The following is a 19703-nucleotide window of genomic DNA, read 5'->3' as shown; positions in this document are numbered from 1 at the left end:
ACCGCTGTGGCCGCGGGAACTCTTCGGTTGTGACGGGCGGCGTCCACGCCCCCGTCGTCGTGCTCACGTGACCGGTGTGCGCCGACTTCAGGTGGTCCGCGACCGATCCGTGTCGGGCACCCGGCCCGTGCGGCTCGGCGTCGGAGTGACGCACGTCCGACCACGGTGCGCTCTCACCGCACCTGATCGTCCGGGCTGGGCCCGGAAAGCTCTGCTCGCCGCGCAGCGGACCGCGCGACCTCGTCATTGTCGCACGCCCTGCCAGGGAAGGGCCGGAACCGGCGTGCGAAGATGACGCCGTGAGCACGAGCGCAACCACGCCCCGCCGCCCGATCGCCATGGGGATCTTCCTGCTGGTGACCGGTCTGGTCGGCCTCTACGCGTCCTTCTCCCTGGTCCTCGACGAGTTCGCGAAGTACGAGAACCCGAGCAAGGCGCTGTCGTGCGACGTCAGTGTGTTCGTGAGCTGCTCCGACGTGATGACCAGCGCGCAGGGGCACCTGCTCGGCTTCCCGAACCCGCTGCTCGGCGTGATGGGCTTCGTCGCGCCGATCGCCGTCGCGCTGCTGCTCCTGTCGGGCTTCCGCAACGGGTCGCGCTGGTTCTGGGTCGCGTTCAACGCCGGAGTGTTCCTGGCGTGGGTGTTCGTGACCTGGCTGTTCACCCAGACGGTGTGGGTCATCGGGGCGCTCTGCCCGTGGTGCCTGCTGGTGTGGTCGATGACGATCCCGATGTTCTGGGTGTTCACGATCTGGAACGCGGCGCAGGGGCGCTTCGGCGCCGGGCTCCAGCGGGTCGGTCGGACGCTGCTGCCCTACTCGTGGGCCTTCGTGCTGGCGAACTACGCCGTGATCGTCGTGTCGATCCTGATCATGTTCCCGCGGCTGTTCAGCTCGTTCTGATCCGCTGGCGCCGGGCGCTGCGCCTGGCGCCTTGAGCCTGGTCTTCCTTCGCCTTACCGGGTGGAACCGGGCGTGGCTGGTCGGAACGACGGACCAGGGACGCCCGGAGCGTCCAGGTACGCCCGGAACATCCGGGTGTGCTCGGAGTGCCCGTCCCCGCGCACGGCGGGTGTGCCCCGCGTTCGGCGCGCGGGATCGGCAGACCTTGCGCAGAGGATCCCATCGCGCATGACCTGGGAAGGCAGAACGCGCGTGGGGAGGCGGAAGGAACGGTCTTCTTCGCGCGGAACGGCACCCTCCGCGCGGAAGAGCACCGTACGCGCGAAACGGCACCTCGCGCGCGCACGACGACGCCCCGCGCTCCCGGGACGGGAACGCGGGGCGTCAGCGGCGTTGCGCGGCGGACTACTTCGCCGCGGACTCGATCGCGGTCATGACGTCGGTCAGGTTGTCGAGGCGCTTGCCGTCGACCACGATGGTCGGCGTGCCGAAGCCCTGGGCACCGGCGAGCGACTGGTCGTTCAGCACGACGTTCGTGGTCTTCGTGACCCAGCCCTTGAAGGACTCGTCGGCGACGCACGACGCCACCTGGGACGAGGTCGCCCCGCCGGCCTTCACGAGGTCCTCGATCTCGGCGTTCGTCAGGCCCTTCGTGCCCTCCTCAGGCTGCTTGTCGAAGAACTGCGTCTGCACGTCGAGGAACTTGTCCGGCTCGTAGTTCGCGACGCACATCGCGGCGTTCGCGGCACGGCTGGCGTACCGGGAGCCGGCGTAGCTGCGGTCGAGGATCGACACGGGGTGGATCGCGAGCGTCACCTCGCCGGACTTCACCTTGTCCAGGATCTGGTCGGCGTAGGCGCCCTCGAACTGCTTGCAGACCGGGCAGGCCCAGTCGACGTACTCGGTGACCTGCACGGAGCCGTCGGCACCCTTGGTCGGCACGGCGGACTCGGTCCCCGAGGCGCTGACGGCCTTCGAGGTCACCGGGGTGACCTCGCCGTTCTGCCCGGTGAACTGGATCGCACCGGTGGCCATGTTCTTCGGGCCGGCGGCCGAGGTGGTCCCGCCGTTGTTCGCGTTCACCACGACGATCGCGATGATCGCCGCGACGGCCACGATGCCCAGGCCGATGCCGCCCTGCAGGAACCACTTGTTCCGGCGCTTCCGGCGCTTCTCGGCCTCGGCCCGCTCCCGGGCGACCTCGCGGGCGTGCTGCCGACGCTCGTTCTTGGTCGGTCGGTCGTTGTTCGTCATCGCTTCGATGTCCTGTCGGGCCGGAGGATCAGGCGAACCAGAGGGCGAGCTCGCGCGCGGCGGACTCGGGCGAGTCGGAGCCGTGCACCAGGTTCTGCTGGACCTTCAGGCCCCAGTCGCGGCCGAGGTCCCCCCGGATGGTGCCGGGGGCGGCGGTCGTCGGGTCGGTGGTGCCGGCGAGCGAGCGGAAGCCCTGGATCACCGCGTTGCCGCCGACGCGCACGGCGACGACCGGCCCGGACTGCATGAACTCGACGAGGGGCTCGAAGAACGGCTTGCCCTGGTGCTCCTCGTAGTGTGCGTCGAGCAGGTCGCGCGGCGCGGTCAGCATCTTCAGGTCGACGATCTCGTAGCCCTTGGCCTCGATGCGGCGGAGGATCTCTCCGGTGAGCTGGCGGGCGACGCCGTCGGGCTTGACGAGGACGAGGGTCTCTTCGAGGTCGGACACGCAGTTGCTCCTAGTGTTCGGTCGCGGGGGTGCTGGTCACTCCTCGCCGAGAGCGGCGCGCCGCGCGGCGTTCTGCCGGTCGAGCTGACCGCCCTTGACGAAGCAGAACACCCACAGCGCCAGGAACACCACGCCCACCGCGTACATGAACGGTTCGATCAGCCCGGTGGCGAGGATGGCCGCCTGCAGCAGCCACCCGAACCATACACCGGCCGACTTGCCCGTCAGGCGTGAGGCAGCTGCGAGGACGATCATCGCCGCGATGCCCCCGCCGAAGGCCGCGAGGGGCGGCAGGGTGCCCTTGCCGTACACGACGAGCATCGGGAAGAAGAACATGATCGCCTCGAGCACGAGGGTGATCGAGAGCAGGCTCTCCTGCGCCCCGCGTTCGCGACGCGGCTTCCGCACCCGGGGCGGTCGACCCGGCCTGGAGGCACGTGGTGCGCCCGTCATCACCGCTCACCTTCTGCGTGCACCAGGTCCATGACCCGGCCCACCATCACGATGGAGCCGGCGACGAGCACGAGCGCGTCCTCGGCGTCCGCCTCGTCCGCGAGGTCACGTGCCTCGTGCAGCGCCTGTTCGAGCGAGGGCTCCACGACGACGCGGTCCTCGCCGACCTCGGCCACGACGATCCGCGCGAAGGCGTCCGCGTCGAGCGCGCGGTCCCCCGGCGGCTGCGTGACGACGAACGTCTGCACGGTGTCCCGGAGCGCGCGGACGAACCCGCGGGCGTCCTTGTCGCCGAGGATGCCCACGACGCCGACGACGTGCCCGGACGGGAACGCCACGGGCAGCGCCTCGGCCAGGGCGCGGGCGCCATGCGGGTTGTGCGCGGCGTCCACGACGACCGTGGGGTCCTGCGCGATCGGCTGGAGTCGGCCGGGGCTCGTCGCGGCGGCCAGGCCCTCGGACAGCACGTCCTCGTCGAGCGCCTGCGACCCGCGGCCGAGGAACTGCTCGACCGCGGCGATCGCGAGCGCCGCGTTGTGCGCCTGGTGCTGGCCGAACATCGGGACGAACAGGTCGTCGTAGCGCCCAGCGACGCCCTGCACGGTGACGAGCTGCCCGCCGACCGCCGGGGTGTCGGACACGACGGAGAACCCGGTGCCCTCGACCGCGAGCGTCGACTCGGTCAGTTCGGCCGCCCGCTCGAGCTCCGCGAGCGCCTCGGATGTCTGTGCACTCGACACGACGGCGGAGGACGGCTTGATGATGCCCGACTTGGTGCGGGCGATCTCGGCGACGGTGTTGCCGAGTTGCTTCGCGTGGTCGATCGCGATCGGGGCGAACACCGCGACCTGGCTCTGCACGACGTTGGTGGAGTCCCACTCGCCGCCCATGCCGACCTCGATCACGGCGACGTCCACCGGCGCCTCGGCGAAGCACGCCAGGGCGAGGACGGTGAGCGCCTCGAAGAAGGTCAGCGGGAGCTCGCCCTTCGCGGTGAGCTCGGCGTCGGTCATCTCGAGGATCGGGACGATGTCGTCCCAGTTCTCGACGAAGCGGGCCGCCGCGATCGGTTCGCCGTCGACGACGATGCGCTCGCGGATCGACACAAGGTGCGGGCTCGTCATGAGCCCGGTGCGCAGCCCGTGCGCACGGACGATGCTCTCCGCCATCCGCGCGGTCGAGGTCTTGCCGTTGGTGCCCGTGACGTGGATCACCGGGTACGCCAGGTGCGGGTCGCCGAGGAGCTCGACCGCGCGGCGGGTCGCGTGCAGCCGCCGTTCGGGTGCCTGCTCGCCGACCCGGGCCAGGAGCGCGGCCTCGACACGGCGGACCTCGTCGTCGTCCCCGCCGTATGGCAGGGCGTCGGCCGGGGACGTGTCGCCCGCCGGTCCGACCGGGATCTCCACGCCGTCGGCACCGTCGTGGTCGACGCCGTCGTGGTCGTCGTCGTACTGGTTGCCGTCGCTCATGCGCGTGCCACCTCCACGGACACCGTCGCTGCGTCGCCGACGGCCGAGCCCGCACCGGGCGCGAACGTCGTCGGGGTCACGGTCACGCTCGTCGACAGGGTCTCCGCCGCGATGAGCTGCTCGTGCGTGCGGACCGCCGCCTCGGCCTCGGTGGAGACCCGGAGCGTCAGGGAGATCCGGTCGCTGACGTCGAGGTCGGCGTCGCGACGGGCCTGCTGCACGGCCCGGACGACGTCGCGCGCCAGGCCCTCCGCCTCGAGCTCGGGGGTCGTCACGGTGTCGAGCACCACGAAGCCGCCGCCGTCGAGGAACGCCACCGCCACGGAGTCGTCCGCGACCGTGAGGTCGAGCGTGTACTCGCCCTCGACGAGGTCGACGCCGCCGACGATGACGCCGGTCTCGGTCGCGACCCAGTCGCCCTTCTTGGCGGCCGGGATCACCTGCTGGACCTGCTTGCCGATGCGCGGACCGGCGGCGCGGGCGTTCACGGTGAGCTTCCGCTCGATGCCGTACCGGCCGAGCGAGGACTCCTCCTGCTCCTCGAGCACGACCCGCTTGACGTTGAGCTCGTCGCGGAGGATGTCCGCGAACGGCTCGACGGCGGCGGGGTCCGGCACGACGAGGGTCAGGGTGGCGAGGGGCAGACGGACGCGCTTGCCGGTGGCCTTGCGGAGCGCGAGGCCCTTCGAGGCGACGTCGCGGACGCGGTCCATGGCGGCGACGAGGGCGTCGTCCGCGGGGAACTCGCCGGCGTCCGGGAAGTCCGTCAGGTGGACGCTGCGCCCGCCGGTCAGGCCCTTCCAGATCTCCTCCGTCACGAGCGGCGCGAGCGGTGCGGCGACGCGGGTCAGCGTCTCGAGCACGGTGTACAGCGTGTCGAACGCGGCGCGGGCCTCGGGCGACGAGTCCGCCCCGAGCCAGAACTTGTCGCGCGAGCGCCGGACGTACCAGTTCGTCAGCACGTCGGCGAAGTCCCGGACGGCCTGCGCCGCGAGCGGGGTGTCGAGCGCGTCGAGGTGCGTCGTGACGTCCTCGACGAGCACGCGGGTCTTCGCGAGCAGGTACCGGTCGAGCACGTCGGTGCTCGCCGTGCTGCGCGAGGCCTGGTACCCCGTCTCCCCCGACGCATTCGCGTACAGCGTGAAGAAGTAGTACGTCGACCAGAGGGGCAGCAGGAACTCGCGGACGCCCTGGCGGATGCCTTCCTCGGTCACGACGAGGTTGCCGCCGCGGATGACCGACGACGACATGAGGAACCAGCGCATCGCGTCGGCGCCGTCGCGGTCGAAGACCTCCGACACGTCCGGGTAGTTCCGGAGCGACTTCGACATCTTCTGCCCGTCCGAGCCGAGCACGATGCCGTGGCTGATGACGTTGCGGAAGGCCGGGCGGTCGAACAGCGCGGTGGACAGCGCGTGCATGACGTAGAACCAGCCGCGGGTCTGCCCGATGTACTCGACGATGAAGTCCGCGGGGCTGTGCGCGTCGAACCACTCGCGGTTCTCGAACGGGTAGTGCACCTGGGCGTACGGCATCGAGCCGGAGTCGAACCACACGTCGAACACGTCGGTGATGCGGCGCATGGTCGACCGCCCGGTCGGGTCGTCGGGGTTCGGCCGGGTGAGCTCGTCGATGAACGGACGGTGCAGGTCGACCTCGCCGTCGGCGTTCGTCGGCAGCCGGCCGAAGTCGCGCTCGAGCTCCTCGAGCGAGCCGTAGACGTCCTGCCGCGGGTACGCCGGGTCGTCGGACACCCACACCGGGATCGGCGTGCCGAAGTAGCGGTTGCGGGAGACCGACCAGTCGATCGCGTTCCCGACCCACTTGCCGAACTGGCCGTCCTTGACGTTGTCCGGCACCCAGTTGATGTCCTGGTTCAGCTCGCCCATGCGATCACGGAACGCCGTGACCCGGACGAACCACGACGAGACCGCCTTGTAGATGAGCGGCTTCCGGCAGCGCCAGCAGTGCGGGTAGCTGTGCTCGTACGACGCCTGGCGGAGCAGGCGCCCCATCTCGCGCACGGCCTTCGTCAGCGGCTTGTTCGCGTCGGACCAGAGCATGCCGGCGACCTCGCCGAACTGCGCGGTGAACAGGCCGCCCTCGTCGAGGGAGAGCACGACGGGGATGCCCGCGGCCGCGCAGACCTCCTGGTCGTCGGCGCCGTACGCGGGGGCCTGGTGCACGATGCCCGTGCCCTCGCCCGTCTCGACGTACTCGGCGACGAGGATGCGCCAGGCGTGCTCGTAGCCCTCCTGGTCGGCCAGGAAGTCGAACAGCCGCTCGTACTCGACGCCGTCGAGCTCCGCGCCGACGACCGCGCGCAGCACGGCGGCGAGCGCGTCCTCGGCGCTCGCGTAGCCGAGGTCCTTCGCGTGCGCGGCCACGGTGTCGGACGCGAGCAGGTACCGGGCGGAGCCGGCGGGACCGCCGTCAGCCGCGCCTCCAGGCCCTGCCGGCACGACCGCGTAGGCGATCTCGGGTCCGACCGCGAGCGCCGCGTTCGTCGGCAGCGTCCAGGGGGTCGTCGTCCAGGCGAGGGCGCGGACGCCGTCGAGTCCGAGCTCCGTCGCGCGGGTCCCGCGCAGCGGGAACGCGACGGTGACCGACTGGTCCTGGCGCATCTGGTAGACGTCGTCGTCCATGCGGAGCTCGTGGTTGGACAGCGGCGTCTGGTCGTTCCAGCAGTACGGCAGGACGCGGAAGCCCTCGTACGCGAGGCCCTTGTCCCAGAGCTGCTTCCACGCCCACAGGACGCTCTCCATGAAGGTCACGTCGAGGGTCTTGTAGTCGTCCTCGAAGTCGACCCAGCGCGCCTGGCGGGTGACGTACTGCTGCCACTCGTCGGTGTACTGCAGCACGGACTTCTTGGCGGCGGCGTTGAAGACGTCGACGCCCATCGCGTCGATCTCGTGCTTCTCGGTGATGCCGAGCTGGCGCATCGCCTCGAGCTCGGCGGGCAGGCCGTGCGTGTCCCAGCCGAAGCGGCGGTGGACCTGCTTGCCGCGCATGGTCTGGTAGCGCGGGAAGACGTCCTTGGCGTACCCGGTCAGCAGGTGGCCGTAGTGCGGCAGGCCGTTGGCGAAGGGCGGGCCGTCGTAGAACGTCCACTCGGTGCACCCGTCGCGCTGGTCGATCGAGGCCTGGAAGGTGTCGTCGCCCTTCCAGAACGCGAGGATCCCCTGCTCGACGGCGGGGAAGCTCGGCGACGGGTCGACGCCGTCTGCGGGGACGTTGAGGGGGTAGGCCACGAGCTGCTCCTGTGGGTTCGGTTCGTCTCCACGAGGACGGAGCGCGCTCCGCGGTACCACCTCGCTTGCCGGCCGCTGCTCGCGCTGCGACCGACCGCTCGTTCGCCGGATGGGTGCGGTCCGGTCCGCCCGGTTCTACTGACGGCGGTGGTGCTGCCGCGTTCTGCCGGAGGCTCCCCGGTGATGGCCGGTTCGACGCCTGTGGGGCCGAGTCTACAAGACCGGAGCATGCTGGAGCGATGCCCTCGTCTGAGAAGCAGGACCGTCCCGAGTCCCTGCTCACCGTCGTCATCGCGTTCGCCGCGAACCTGCTCGTCGCGATCGCCAAGACCATCGCCTCCCTGCTGTCCGGCTCCGCGTCGATGACCGCCGAGGCCGCGCACTCGTGGGCGGACACGGGCAACGAGGTGTTCCTGCTCGTCGCCGAGCGGCGCGGGGCGAAGCCGCGGGACACCCGCCACCCGCTCGGCTACGGCCGTGAGACCTACATCTGGTCGATGTTCGCCGCGTTCGGGCTGTTCACCGCCGGCGCCGTCGTGTCGATCTGGCACGGCATCACGCAGCTCGGGGAGACCGGTCCCGCCGAGGACCCGCTGCTCAACTACCTCGTGCTCGCGGTCGCGTTTGTCCTCGAGGGCACGAGCTTCGTGCAGGCGTTCCGGCAGGCCCACGGCGCCGCGACCAAGCGCCGCGTCCCCGTCCTGCGGCACGTCCTGCAGTCGTCGAACCCCACGCTCCGCGCCGTCTTCGCCGAGGACGCCGCGGCCCTGATCGGGCTCGTCATCGCCTTCCTGGGCGTGTTCCTGCACCAGGTCACGGGCCTGGCGGTCTTCGACGCGATCGGCTCCATCGCGGTCGGCGTGCTGCTCGGCGTCGTCGCGATCGTGCTCATCGAGCGCAACCGCCGGTTCCTGCTCGGCGAGGCCACCTCGCCGGAGCTGGAGGACGCCGTACTGACCGAGCTGCTCCGCCGCGACGAGGTCGAGCGCGTCACGTACCTGCACCTCGAGTTCGTCGGACCGTCCCGGGTGTTCCTCGTCGCGGCCGTCGACCTCGAGGGCAACGAGGACGAGGAGCACGTCGCGGTCCGGCTGCGCCGCGTGGAGGCCTCACTCGAGACGAGTCAGTACATCGAGGAGGCGGTGCTCACGCTGAGCATCCCGGGTGACGCGTCGCTCCGGTCGCGCGGGGACGGGCAGGTGCCGTCGACGGTGCGGGACGGCACGGCGGAGGACGTCGCGGCCGGGGGCGCGGGCACGTTGCGCACCGAGTGACGCGCTGACCCGCTGACGCTCCGAGCCCGGACGCCGCGCGCACCTCAGTGCGCGTCGAGCCCCACCGCGACCGGTGTCAGGGCCGCCCCGACGTACTCGACGAGCGCCCGGCGCCCGACGCCGTCGGCGACCCACACGCCGAACGCCGCCGCGGCCGCACCGAGCATCGCCCCGGACACCGTCTGCGGCCACAGCGACATCGGGTGCTCCCCGGTCCGCGACCCGACGAACGCCGCGACCGCCCCGTGCTGCGCCATCACCCGCGCCGCCACGCTGGCGACGAGCTCGGACCCGATGTCCATCACCTCGGCCTGCGCGATCGCCCACGGCACGCGCTCCGGGTCGTGCGCCCGGGCAGCCGCGAGCAGGGCCTCCTCGACGGCGCGGACCGGGCTCGCCTCGGTCGACGCGGCGAGGAACCGCGGGACGTCGGCCACCGCGGCGTCGAGCTCGAGCCAGAGCACGTCGGACTTCGCGGCGAAGTAGTTGAAGAACGTCGCACGACTGACCCCGGCTCGGGCGGCGATGTGGTCGACCGTCGTCCGCGCGTAGCCCTGCTCCAGGAACAGCTCCGCGGCGGCGTCGGCGAGCACCTCGGCGCTCGACCGTCGGGGGCGGCCACCGCGCCTGGTCGTCTCGTCCATGCGCACAGTAAACCGCTAGACTCGACCAGCCATGATCTTGGACCGAGTACAGAAAACAGCCCGCGCGCGCCGAGCCAGCTCCCGTCGCACCGTCCTCCGGAGCACCACGACCGCCGTCGCGGGGGCCGCAGCGGTCCTGCTGGCACTGACCGCCTGCACGGGCGGCGGCGCGGCGACGTCGAACAGCACACCGGTGTCCGGCGGCACCCTGACCTACGCGTCCGGGGACGCCGAGCCGACCTGCCTCGACCCGCACGTCGGCGGGAACTACCCGCAGGCGCTGCTGTCGACGCAGTACATCGAGGAGCTCACCGCGCTCGACGACGGCAAGCCGGTCCCCGCGCTCGCGGAGTCCTGGACGACGAGCGACGACGGGAAGACCCTGACGTTCCGGCTCCGGGACGACGTGCGGTTCTCGGACGGCACGGCGTTCGACGCGGCGGCGGTCGTCGCGAACATCGAACACGTGCAGGACCCGGCGACGGCGTCGAGCACGGGCTACCTCGCGCTGCAGTCGATCACGAAGGCCACCGCGACGGACGACCACACCGTCACGCTCACCCTGAGCCGCCCGGACAGCGCCCTGCTCGAGTCCTTCTCGCAGCCGTGGGTGGGCATGGAGTCCCCGAAGGCCCTGCAGCGCCCGCAGGCCGAGAACTGCGAGTCCCCCGTCGGCACCGGCCCCTTCACGATCACCGGCTGGAAGCACGGCGACCGGGTCACGCTCGCGAAGAACGACGACTACTGGGGCAGCACGAAGCCGCGGCTCGACGGCATCACCTGGCGCTTCCTGCCCGACTCGACCTCGCGGTACGCGGCGCTGCAGTCCGGTCAGGTGGACGTCATCGACAACGCGCAGCCCGACCAGCTGAAGGCCGCCTCGGCGAAGGGCGCGATCCGCGACCTCGACGCCCCGCGGCCCGGCGCCTCGAACCGGCTCGAGCTCAACTCCGGCCACGGCGTCTTCCGCGACGAGGCGGTCCGCAAGGCCTTCATCGCCGGTGCGGAGATCGACCCCGGGCTGCAGAGCCTGTTCCTCGGGACCGCGAAGCGCTCGTACTCGGTACTGTCGAGCGTCGAACCGTTCGGGTACTCCGACCCGAGCCTGTTCCGGTACTCCCCCACGAAGGCGAAGCAGCTGCTCGACGAGGCCGGCTGGAAGGTCGGCAGCGACGGCGTGCGAGAGAAGGACGGGCAGCGCCTGACCGTCACCTTCCCGGTGTCGACGAACCAGTCGGTGCCCGCCGAGCGCAGCCTGTTCCAGCAGGTCCAGGCGTCGGAGAAGGCCGTCGGGTTCGACGTCCGCCTGCAGGAGCTCGACCTGTCGAGTTGGTACGCCGCGCTGGCGAAGAACGAGTACGACGTCGTCAGCGCCCCGTACACGAAGGTCGGCGCGGACGTCCTGCGCATCCTGTACGACAGTGCGAGCATCGAACCGGCGCCGTCGGGCTACTTCGCGAACCTCGCCCAGCTCGACGACCCGCAGGTCGACCGGCTCCTGCAGCAGGCCGCGCAGACCGCCGACACGGCCGAACGCGGGAAGCTCTACGAGCAGGCGCAGCGGCTGATCCTGGCGAGCGGCACGGTGCTCCCCCTGTACGACCAGCAGAACCACTTCCTGTACCGCTCGTCGGTCCACGGCATCCGCACGACGGCCGTCTCGACGCCGTGGTTCGGCACGGCGTGGATCGACCGCTGACGCGGTCACCGGACGGGAGGCCCGTGGTGCGTCGTGCGCGCGGCGGCCTGCCCGTCGGCTGGTCCGGCTGGGCACTGTGGGGAATCCGTCGCGTCGCCGGCGGGATCGGCGTGCTCTGGGCGGTCGCCACGATCGTGTTCGTCGCGATCCGGCTCATCCCGGGTGACCCGGCGCTCGCGATCCTCGGCGGGCCCGGGTCGCAGGCCTCCGCCGAGGCGGTCGCGCAGGTCCGCAGCGAGTACGGGCTCGACCGACCCGTGCTCGTGCAGTACGCGGTGTTCCTCGGCCGGCTCGCGACGGGCGACCTCGGCGACTCGTACGCGTTCCGGACACCCGTGGCGACGCTCCTCGGGCAGCAGCTCCCCGTGACGCTGACGCTCGCGGTGACGGGGCTGGTCGTCGCGTGGGTCCTCGCGGTCGTCGCCGCGTGGTGGTCGACGCAGCGGGGCCGGGTGGCCGCGGCGCTGACCGGGGCGATCACGGTCACGGCGAACGTCGTGCCGCACTTCTGGCTCGGCAGCGTGCTCATCGTGGTGTTCGCGAGCGGCCTCGGCTGGGTCCCCGCCGTGTCCGACGGCAGCGTGGCGGGCTGGGTGCTCCCGGTCCTGACGGTGGCGGTGCCGGTCGCCGGCTACCTGGCCGAGACGGTCCGGGACGGCGTGGTGGACGCCCAGCGGTCGGCGTTCGCGCTCGCCGCGCGGGGTCGCGGCGAGTCCCGCCTCGGGCTGTTCGGCCGTCACCTGCTCCGGCACGCCGCACTCCCCGGCATCGCGCTGTCCGCGTGGGCCTTCGGCTCGCTCGTGTCCGGCGCGGTCGTCGTCGAGTCGGTCTTCGCGCTGCCCGGGATCGGCCGCGCCCTGGTCGCGGCGGTGACGCAGCGCGACATGCCCCTCGTCGTCGGCATCGCGATGGTGTCCTCCGTGGCGTACGTGGTCGTGCTCGCGGTGGCCGACCTCGTCGAGCGGGCCGTCGACCCCCGCGGTCGCGACGGCGCAGCGCGCTGCGGTGCCCGGCGACGGGTCGGGACGGGCCACGGGGCGGTGGCGCGGTGAGCGGCATCGTCGACCCGCGCCTCCCGGCCGGTGGTGCCGTGAAGCGCCCCGGCGACCGTGCCCGCCGGTCCGAGCGGTCCCGTGGGGGGACGCTCGGGCCGGTCGGCACCGTCGCCGCGGCGGTCGTCGTGCTCGCGGTCCTCGCGGCGGCGTTCCCCGCGCTGCTCGGCGGCGGGGACCCGCTCGCCGTGCACCCGACCGACGCGCTGCAGGCGCCGTCGTGGGCGCACCCCTTCGGCACCGACGAGTCCGGGCGCGACGTGCTCGGGCGCGTCGTCGCGGGTACCCGGGCGTCGCTCCTGGTCGGCGTGCTCGCGACCCTCGTCGGCGGTTTCGCCGGCGTCGTCCTCGGGACGGTCGCCGGGCTCGGTGGCCGGCTCGTCGACGCGGTCGTCGGACGGATCACCGAGGTGGCGTTCGCGCTGCCCCTGCTGCTCGTCGCACTCGTGGTCATCGCGGTGACCGGACCGGGTCCGGTGCCCGCGACCCTCGCGGTCGGGGCGGCGATCGCGCCGGGCTACGCACGGATCGTCCGGGGACTCGTCCGCACGGCCCGGCGCTCGCAGGTCGTCGAGACGGCCGTGCTGCAGGGCCGCTCCCCCGGCGTCGTGCTGGTGCGGCACGTCCTGCCCGCCGCGCTGTGGCCCGTGGTCGCGGTGGCGACCCTCGGCGTCGGGCAGGCCGTCGTGTGGGCGTCGGCCCTGAGCTACCTCGGTGTCGGGACCCCGCCGCCGGCCCCGGAGTGGGGCGCGATGCTCGCCGACGGTCGCACCTACCTGCTCACGGCACCGTGGACGAGCACCTTCCCCGGGCTGGCGATCGTCGTGCTCGCGACCGCCGTGACCGTGCTCGGCCGTGCCGTCCGACGGAGCGGGGCGCCGCGGTGAGCGGGCCCGGCGTGGACGAGCTCGGCGCGAGCGTGCTCGACGTGCGCGGCCTGACCGTCCGGGCGGGTGACGCGGTGCTCGTGCACGACGTCGCGTTCACGGTGGCGCGCGGGGAGTGCGTCGCGCTCGTCGGGGCCTCCGGTTCGGGCAAGACCGTCACCGCGCGGGCGGTGCTCGGGCTCTCGGCGGCCGGGACCTCGGTGGACGCCGAGGTACTCAGGCTGGCCGGACAAGACGTCCGGGGGTTGTCGGAGCGGCAGTGGCGGCGACTTCGCGGTGCCACGGTCGGCTACGTCGGGCAAGAGGCCCTGGGCGCCCTCGACCCGCTCCGCCCGGTCGGCCGCGAGGTCGGCGACGCCCTGCGGCTGCACACCCGGATGACCGCCGCCGAGCGGATCGACGCCGTCCGGACGGCGCTCGCGGCGGTCGACCTCGACCCGGACCTGGCGCACGACGGCCGGCTCGCGGGCACGCTCTCGGGCGGGATGCGGCAGCGTGCCCTGATCGCCGCGGCCACGGTCGGCGCTCCGGACCTCGTGGTCGCGGACGAGCCGACGACGGCCCTCGACGCGGCCGTCGCCGTCACCGTGATGGAGCAGCTGCGTGCCGCGCAGCGCCGCGGGGCCGGGCTGCTCGTCATCACGCACGACCTCGGGCTCGTCGCGGGGTGGGCGGACCGGGTCGTCGTCGTGGACGACGGCACGGTGGTCGAGCAGGGTCCGACCTCGGCGGTGTTCGCCGCACCGGAGCACCCCGCGACGCAGGCACTGGTGCGTGCGGCCCGGGCCGACCGGTCCCGCGACGACGCCGGCGACGATGCTGGTGACGGGCCCTCGGCTACGGTCGGCCCGGCGATCCTCGCGGGGCGCGGCCTCTCCCGGTCCTTCGCGGGCGTTCCCGCGGTGCAGGACGTCTCGTTGTCCGTGCGGCCGGGGCGCGTCCTCGGCGTGATCGGGGCCTCCGGATCCGGCAAGACCACGGTCGCGCGGATGCTGCTCGGCCTCGAGGAACCGGACGCGGGCACGGTCACGCTCGACGGCGCGCCGTGGGTGCCGCTGCCGGAGCGCGACCGTCGGGCACGCCGGCACCGCGTGGCCGCCGTCGTGCAGGACCCCGGTGCCACCTTCGACGAGCGGTGGACGGTGGAGCGGGTGCTCGCGGACGCGCTGTCCGACGGCCGCGAGCGCCGCGCGCGCGGGGCACTGGGCGGACGTGTCGACGAGGCGCTGCGGCAGGTCGGACTCGACCCGGCGCTGCGGCCACGGTCGCCGCGGACGCTCTCCGGCGGGCAGCGGCAGCGGCTCGCGATCGCCCGGGCGCTGGCGACCGCGCCCGAGGTGGTGGTGCTCGACGAGCCCGTCACCGCCCTCGACGCGACCGTGCAGGACGCGGTGCTGACGCTCCTCGAGCGGCTCCGGGACGAGACCGGGGTCGCGATGGTCCTCGTGTCGCACGACCTGCGGGCCGTCCGGCGGACGGCGGACGAGGTGCTCGTCGTGCACGGCGGCCGGGTCGTCGAGCACGGTCCGGCCGCGCGGGTGTGGGCCGCGCCGGAGCACCCGGAGACCGCGCGCCTGCTGGCCGCGGCCGCGCGGCTGGCCGCCGGCCCGGCCTGAGCGCGCACCGGACCGCTCTGGTCTGCGCCGAGTCTCGTGCTCGGCGACGGGTCCCGGGCCTCCCGGCCCGGGACTCGTCGCCCTGCCCGAGACTCGGATCCGGGGCGCGCGCACGACGCGACCACACGCAGGAGGCGCGGTGCGGGACGGACCCGCACCGCGCCTCCAGGCCGGTGGATGTGACGCCTACGCGCCCGTCGTCTCCTTGTCCTGCCCCGGCGTCGGGGCGTCACCCGAGATGATCGGGATCTCGCTCGTCGAGAAGTCCTTCGCCCAGTCGGACTGCGCGAGCTCCGAGGTCGGGTCGTTGTAGTCCTTGATGACGTCGGCGATCTCGTCCTCGTGCGCGACCGTCGGGCCCGAGCCCATCAGCGGGGTCGCGGCGGTCTCCTTGGTGAAGTACACCGCGACGAGGCCGATCACGGCCGCGGCCATCAGGTAGAAGGCCGGGATGTCCTCGGCCCACGACAGGCCCGCGTCCTTCGCACCGGCGATGAGCGCCTGCGTCGCGAGCGGGGTGGTGCCGCCGAATAGCGAGACGGACACGTTGAACGCGATCGCCAGGGCGCCGTAGCGGATGATCGTCGGGAACAGCGCGGGGAGCGTCGACGGCATGGTCGAGGTGAAGGTCACCAGGACCAGGCCGAGGAGCAGCAGACCCGTGAAGACGCCGACACCGGTGCCGGTCTGGACCAGCTTGAGCGCCGGCCAGGACAGCACGAGGAAGCCGATGCAGCCCGCGGCGAGGACCGGACGACGACCGAACTTGTCGGACAGCCGACCGCCGAACGTGATGACGACCATCATCAGGATCATCACGATGACGATCAGGATGAGCCCGAACGTGGCGTTCTGGCCGAGGTTCGTCTCGAGGTACGTCGGCATGTACGACAGCAGCATGTAGTCGGTCACGTTGAAGACGAGCACGAGGCCGATGCAGACGATGAGCGAGCGCCAGTTCTCGGCGAACAGCTTGAGGAACGGCGTCTTCTGCGACTCGCGCTCGGCTGCCTGCTCCTGCTGCTTCTGGAAGGCGGGGGTCTCCTCGAGCTTCAGGCGCAGGTAGAGCCCGATCAGGCCGAGCGGGCCGGCGACGATGAACGGGATGCGCCACCCCCAGCTGAGGAGCGCGTCCTCGGGCATGGCGTACTGCAGGACGGTGACGATCGACGCACCGAGGACGTAGCCGGCCAGCGTGCCGAACTCCAGCCACGAGCCCATGAACCCGCGGCGCTTGTCCGGCGAGTACTCGGCGATGAAGGTCGCGGCGCCGCCGTACTCACCACCGGTCGAGAAGCCCTGCACGAAGCGCGCGACGAGCAGCAGGACCGGGGCCCAGAAGCCGATCGTCGAGTACGACGGGATGAGGCCGATCATGAGCGTGCCGGCGGCCATCAGGATCATCGTCAGCGCGAGGACCTTCTGCCGGCCGATCTTGTCACCGATCGGGCCGAACACCGCGCCACCGATCGGGCGGACGATGAACGCCGCGGCGAAGAAGCCGAACGTCGCGACGAGGTTCGAGGTGGGGTCGCCCTCGGGCAGGAAGACCTTCGAGATCGTGACCGTGAGGTACGCGAAGATGCCGAAGTCGAACCACTCCATCGCGTTGCCGAGTGCGGCGGCGGCGACGGCGCGCTTGAGCAGTGACTCCTCGACGACGGTGACGTCGTCCTCGGTCAGCTTGCGTCGCGCGCGCTTCGCGGCGGCCTTCGTGCGCAGCGGGCGGTCGCCCTGCTGGTTCCGTGCTTCGTGCGGTGCCAAGTTCGTTCCTCCGGTAGTGCTGAGTCTTGCCTTCGGGCGTCCGGCGGAGAGCAACGGTGCGGTCCCGACGGAACCCACGTTCGCCGGACAAACTCCGACAGACTACCAGGCGCTCTCCAGCGTGTCCCGGCTCCTCCTGTGGTACACGCAGTCGGGACCGACCGCCGCAGGTGCCACGGCCGGTGCCGACCGCGGCGGGTGCGCCGCCGCACGTGCTGGCGATACCATCGACTCGCCGCGCAGTGCGCGCGGACACTCAGGCACCTCACCACGGACTCGGTGCCGCACACATCGATCGAGAGGCCCCGCCATGTCGAAGCCCATGCCCGAGAAGCCCACCGTCGACGGACTCGAGCAGGTCTGGGGTCCGGTCTGGGAGCAGGACGGCACCTACCGGTTCGACCGCGACAGCGCGACCAAGGACGCGGTGTACTCGATCGACACCCCGCCGCCGACCGCCTCCGGTTCGCTGCACATCGGCCACGTGTTCTCGTACACGCACACCGACCTCAAGGCCCGGTACGAGCGGATGCGCGGCAAGCACGTCTTCTACCCGATGGGCTGGGACGACAACGGGTTGCCGACCGAGCGTCGGGTGCAGAACTACTACGGCGTCCGCTGCGACCCGCAGCTCCCCTACGACCCCGCGTTCGTCCCGCCGTTCGAGGGCGGCGACAACAAGTCGTCGAAGGCCGCCGACCAGCTGCCGATCTCGCGCCGCAACTTCATCGAGCTGTGCGAGCGGCTGACCGTCCAGGACGAGCAGCAGTTCGAGCACCTGTTCCGCACCCTGGGCCTGTCGGTCGACTGGACGCAGTCGTACCGGACGATCGACGACACGTCGCGTGCGAGTGCCCAGCGCGCCTTCCTCCGCAACCTCGAGCGCGGCGAGGCCTACCAGGCGGACGCCCCGACGCTCTGGGACGTCACCTTCCGCACCGCGGTCGCGCAGGCCGAGCTCGAGGACAAGGAGATGCCCGGCGCGTACCACGGCCTGGCCTTCCACCGCACCGACGGCGGCGAGGACGTCGTCATCCAGACCACCCGCCCGGAGCTGCTCCCCGCGTGCGTCGCCCTCGTCGCACACCCGGACGACGAGCGCTTCCAGGACCTGTTCGGGAGGACCGTCCGCTCCCCCCTGTTCGACGTCGAGGTCCCGGTGCTCGCACACCACCTCGCGCAGCAGGACAAGGGCGCCGGCATCGCGATGGTCTGCACCTTCGGCGACACCACCGACGTCGTGTGGTGGCGCGAGCTGCAGCTGCCGAACCGCGCGATCATCGGCTTCGACGGTCGCGTTCGCTCCGACGAGCCCACCTGGATCGAGAGTGCCCGCGGCAAGGAGCTCTACGCCGAGATGGCCGGCAAGACGGTGTTCTCCGCCAAGAAGGTCCTCGTCGACGCCCTCACCGAGTCCGGCGAGCTGGTCGGCGAAGTCAAGACGATCAACCATCCGGTGAAGTTCTTCGAGAAGGGCGACAAGCCGCTCGAGATCGTCTCCACCCGCCAGTGGTACATCGTGAACGGCGCACGCGACGAGGAGCTCAAGACCACGCTGCGCCAGCGCGGCGAGGAGATCGCCTTCCACCCGGACTTCATGCGGGTCCGCTACGACAACTGGGTCGGCGGCCTGTCCGGTGACTGGCTCATCTCGCGCCAGCGCTTCTTCGGCGTGCCGCTGCCGGTCTGGTACCCGCTCGACGCGGACGGCAACCCGGTCTACGACCAGCCGATCGTGCCGACCGAGGCGCAGCTGCCGGTCGACCCCGCGTCCGAGCCGGCTCCCGGCTACGACGAGTCGCAGCGCGGCGTCGCCGGTGGGTTCCAGGGCGAGCTCGACGTCATGGACACCTGGGCGACCTCGTCGCTGACCCCGCAGCTCGCCGGCAAGTGGGAGACCGACCCGGCGCTGTACGACCTGGTGTTCCCGTACGACGTCCGCCCCCAGGCGCAGGACATCATCCGCACGTGGCTGTTCACGACCGTGCTGCGCAGCCAGCTCGAGGCCGACGTCGCTCCGTGGAAGCACGCCAGCATCTCGGGCTTCATCGTCGACCCGGACCGCAAGAAGATGTCGAAGTCGAAGGGCAACGTCGTCACGCCGCTGTCGATCCTCGAGCAGCACGGCGCGGACGCGGTCCGGTACTGGGCGGCCTCGTCGAAGCTCGGCACGGACGCGGCGTTCGACCCGCAGAACCCGAAGCAGATCAAGGTCGGCCGTCGTCTGGCGATCAAGGTCCTCAACGCGGCGAAGTTCGTCTACGGCTTCCCCCTGCCCGAGGGTGCCACGAGCGTCACCGAGGCGCTCGACGTCGACATGCTCGCCGAGCTCGGCGCGGTCGTCGACCAGGCCACCGCGGCCTTCGACGGCTTCGACCACGCCCGTGCACTCGAGGTCACCGAGCGCTTCTTCTGGACCTTCTGCGACGACTACCTCGAGCTCGTGAAGGAGCGTGCCTACGGCACGGCGTCCGACGCGACGCACGAGACGCAGGCGAGCGCCGTCCTGGCGCTCCGCGCCGCGATCGACGCGCTGCTCCGGCTGCTCGCACCGTTCCTGCCGTTCGCGACGGAAGAGGTGTGGGCCTGGATCCACGAGACCAGCGTGCACCGGGCGCAGTGGCCCACGGCGAGCGGCCTGGCGGCCGCCGCGGGGCCGAGCGCGGCGAACCTGATCGCCCAGGGCCCGACGGGGCTGCTGGGTGCGGTCGGGCAGGCGCTCATCGGGATCCGCGGGGCGAAGACCGCCGCCAAGGCGTCCCAGAAGACGCCCGTGACGCGTGCCGTCGTCGCGGCGCCGGCCGAGCAGCGGGCGCTCATCGAGCGCGCGGCGGTCGACCTGGCGGCCGTCGGCCGCATCGAGAACCTGTCGTTCACCGACGGCGACGAGCTCGCCGTCACCGAGATCGAGCTCGCCGAGCAGCAGGCGTAGCGTCGGCTCCCCGGGGCCGGTCACGTCGGCGACGCGGCCGGCCCCGCGCCGGTCGCGT

The 19703-nt window shown here is 72.0% G+C and carries 14 protein-coding genes; 7 read left to right on the top strand and 7 right to left on the bottom strand.

The genetic code is table 11. The annotated features are described in order from the left end of the window. The first annotated feature begins 299 nt into the window (after positions 1-299). Positions 300-902, top strand: a complete 603-nt coding sequence (locus LQK89_RS05250) for a vitamin K epoxide reductase family protein (RefSeq protein WP_231050402.1) — start codon at positions 300-302, stop codon at positions 900-902. Positions 903-1307: 405 nt separating this feature from the next. Here the strand turns inward: LQK89_RS05250 and LQK89_RS05245 are convergent, their stop codons facing one another. Genes LQK89_RS05245 through ileS form a run of 5 tightly spaced genes read right to left on the bottom strand, consistent with a single transcriptional unit; the run spans position 1308 to position 7777 of the window. Then, on the bottom strand, positions 1308-2156 hold the full coding sequence (locus LQK89_RS05245) for a DsbA family protein (protein ID WP_231050401.1): 849 nt from the start codon (positions 2154-2156) through the stop codon (positions 1308-1310). A gap of 28 nt (positions 2157-2184) precedes the next feature. Beyond that, positions 2185-2604, bottom strand: a complete 420-nt coding sequence (gene ndk / locus LQK89_RS05240) for a nucleoside-diphosphate kinase (protein WP_058741641.1) — start codon at positions 2602-2604, stop codon at positions 2185-2187. A gap of 36 nt (positions 2605-2640) precedes the next feature. Next, positions 2641-3057, bottom strand: coding sequence for a DUF4233 domain-containing protein (locus LQK89_RS05235; protein ID WP_231050400.1), 417 nt, complete (start codon positions 3055-3057; stop codon positions 2641-2643). Then, positions 3057-4526 (bottom strand): bifunctional folylpolyglutamate synthase/dihydrofolate synthase, encoded by a 1470-nt coding sequence (locus LQK89_RS05230; protein ID WP_231050399.1) that lies wholly within the window; start codon positions 4524-4526, stop codon positions 3057-3059. The genes LQK89_RS05235 and LQK89_RS05230 overlap by 1 nt, the downstream gene beginning before the upstream one ends. Next, positions 4523-7777 (bottom strand): isoleucine--tRNA ligase, encoded by a 3255-nt coding sequence (ileS, locus tag LQK89_RS05225; protein WP_231050398.1) that lies wholly within the window; start codon positions 7775-7777, stop codon positions 4523-4525. Before ileS ends, LQK89_RS05230 begins: the two co-directional genes overlap by 4 nt. 239 nt (positions 7778-8016) lie before the next feature. Here ileS and LQK89_RS05220 point away from each other — a divergent pair, with 239 nt between their 5' ends. Then, positions 8017-9051, top strand: a complete 1035-nt coding sequence (locus tag LQK89_RS05220) for a cation diffusion facilitator family transporter (protein WP_231050397.1) — start codon at positions 8017-8019, stop codon at positions 9049-9051. A 44-nt stretch (positions 9052-9095) separates the two neighbouring features. On the opposite strand, the gene LQK89_RS05215 is transcribed toward LQK89_RS05220, so the two are convergent. After that, a complete protein-coding gene (locus LQK89_RS05215) occupies positions 9096-9695 on the bottom strand; it encodes a TetR/AcrR family transcriptional regulator (protein ID WP_058742996.1) in 600 nt (199 codons plus the stop codon). A gap of 31 nt (positions 9696-9726) precedes the next feature. Between LQK89_RS05215 and LQK89_RS05210 the strand changes: the two genes are divergently transcribed. Genes LQK89_RS05210 through LQK89_RS05195 form a run of 4 tightly spaced genes read left to right on the top strand, consistent with a single transcriptional unit; the run spans position 9727 to position 14949 of the window. Continuing rightward, a complete protein-coding gene (locus tag LQK89_RS05210; RefSeq protein WP_180225515.1) occupies positions 9727-11394 on the top strand; it encodes an ABC transporter substrate-binding protein in 1668 nt (555 codons plus the stop codon). Positions 11395-11417: 23 nt separating this feature from the next. Then, the gene (locus LQK89_RS05205; protein WP_231050396.1) at positions 11418-12446 is read left to right on the top strand and encodes an ABC transporter permease; all 1029 of its coding nucleotides are present in this window, start codon (positions 11418-11420) and stop codon (positions 12444-12446) included. Then, the gene (locus LQK89_RS05200; protein WP_231050395.1) at positions 12443-13333 is read left to right on the top strand and encodes an ABC transporter permease; all 891 of its coding nucleotides are present in this window, start codon (positions 12443-12445) and stop codon (positions 13331-13333) included. The genes LQK89_RS05205 and LQK89_RS05200 overlap by 4 nt, the downstream gene beginning before the upstream one ends. Positions 13334-13344: 11 nt before the next feature. Next, the gene (locus LQK89_RS05195) at positions 13345-14949 is read left to right on the top strand and encodes an ATP-binding cassette domain-containing protein (protein WP_231050394.1); all 1605 of its coding nucleotides are present in this window, start codon (positions 13345-13347) and stop codon (positions 14947-14949) included. A gap of 186 nt (positions 14950-15135) precedes the next feature. Here LQK89_RS05195 and proP read toward each other — a convergent pair whose 3' ends face one another. Then, positions 15136-16713, bottom strand: coding sequence for a glycine betaine/L-proline transporter ProP (gene proP, locus LQK89_RS05190; RefSeq protein ID WP_231050393.1), 1578 nt, complete (start codon positions 16711-16713; stop codon positions 15136-15138). 310 nt (positions 16714-17023) lie between these two features. Here proP and valS point away from each other — a divergent pair, with 310 nt between their 5' ends. After that, positions 17024-19645, top strand: a complete 2622-nt coding sequence (valS, locus tag LQK89_RS05185) for a valine--tRNA ligase (protein WP_231050392.1) — start codon at positions 17024-17026, stop codon at positions 19643-19645. Positions 19646-19703 lie beyond the last annotated feature (58 nt).

Origin of the sequence: Curtobacterium sp. C1 (genome assembly GCF_021049325.1) — a bacterium.
In the GTDB taxonomy this organism is placed as follows: domain Bacteria; phylum Actinomycetota; class Actinomycetes; order Actinomycetales; family Microbacteriaceae; genus Curtobacterium; species Curtobacterium citreum.
Note: the sequence above shows the minus strand (reverse complement) of the source record. Positions and strands in the feature narration are given on the sequence as shown.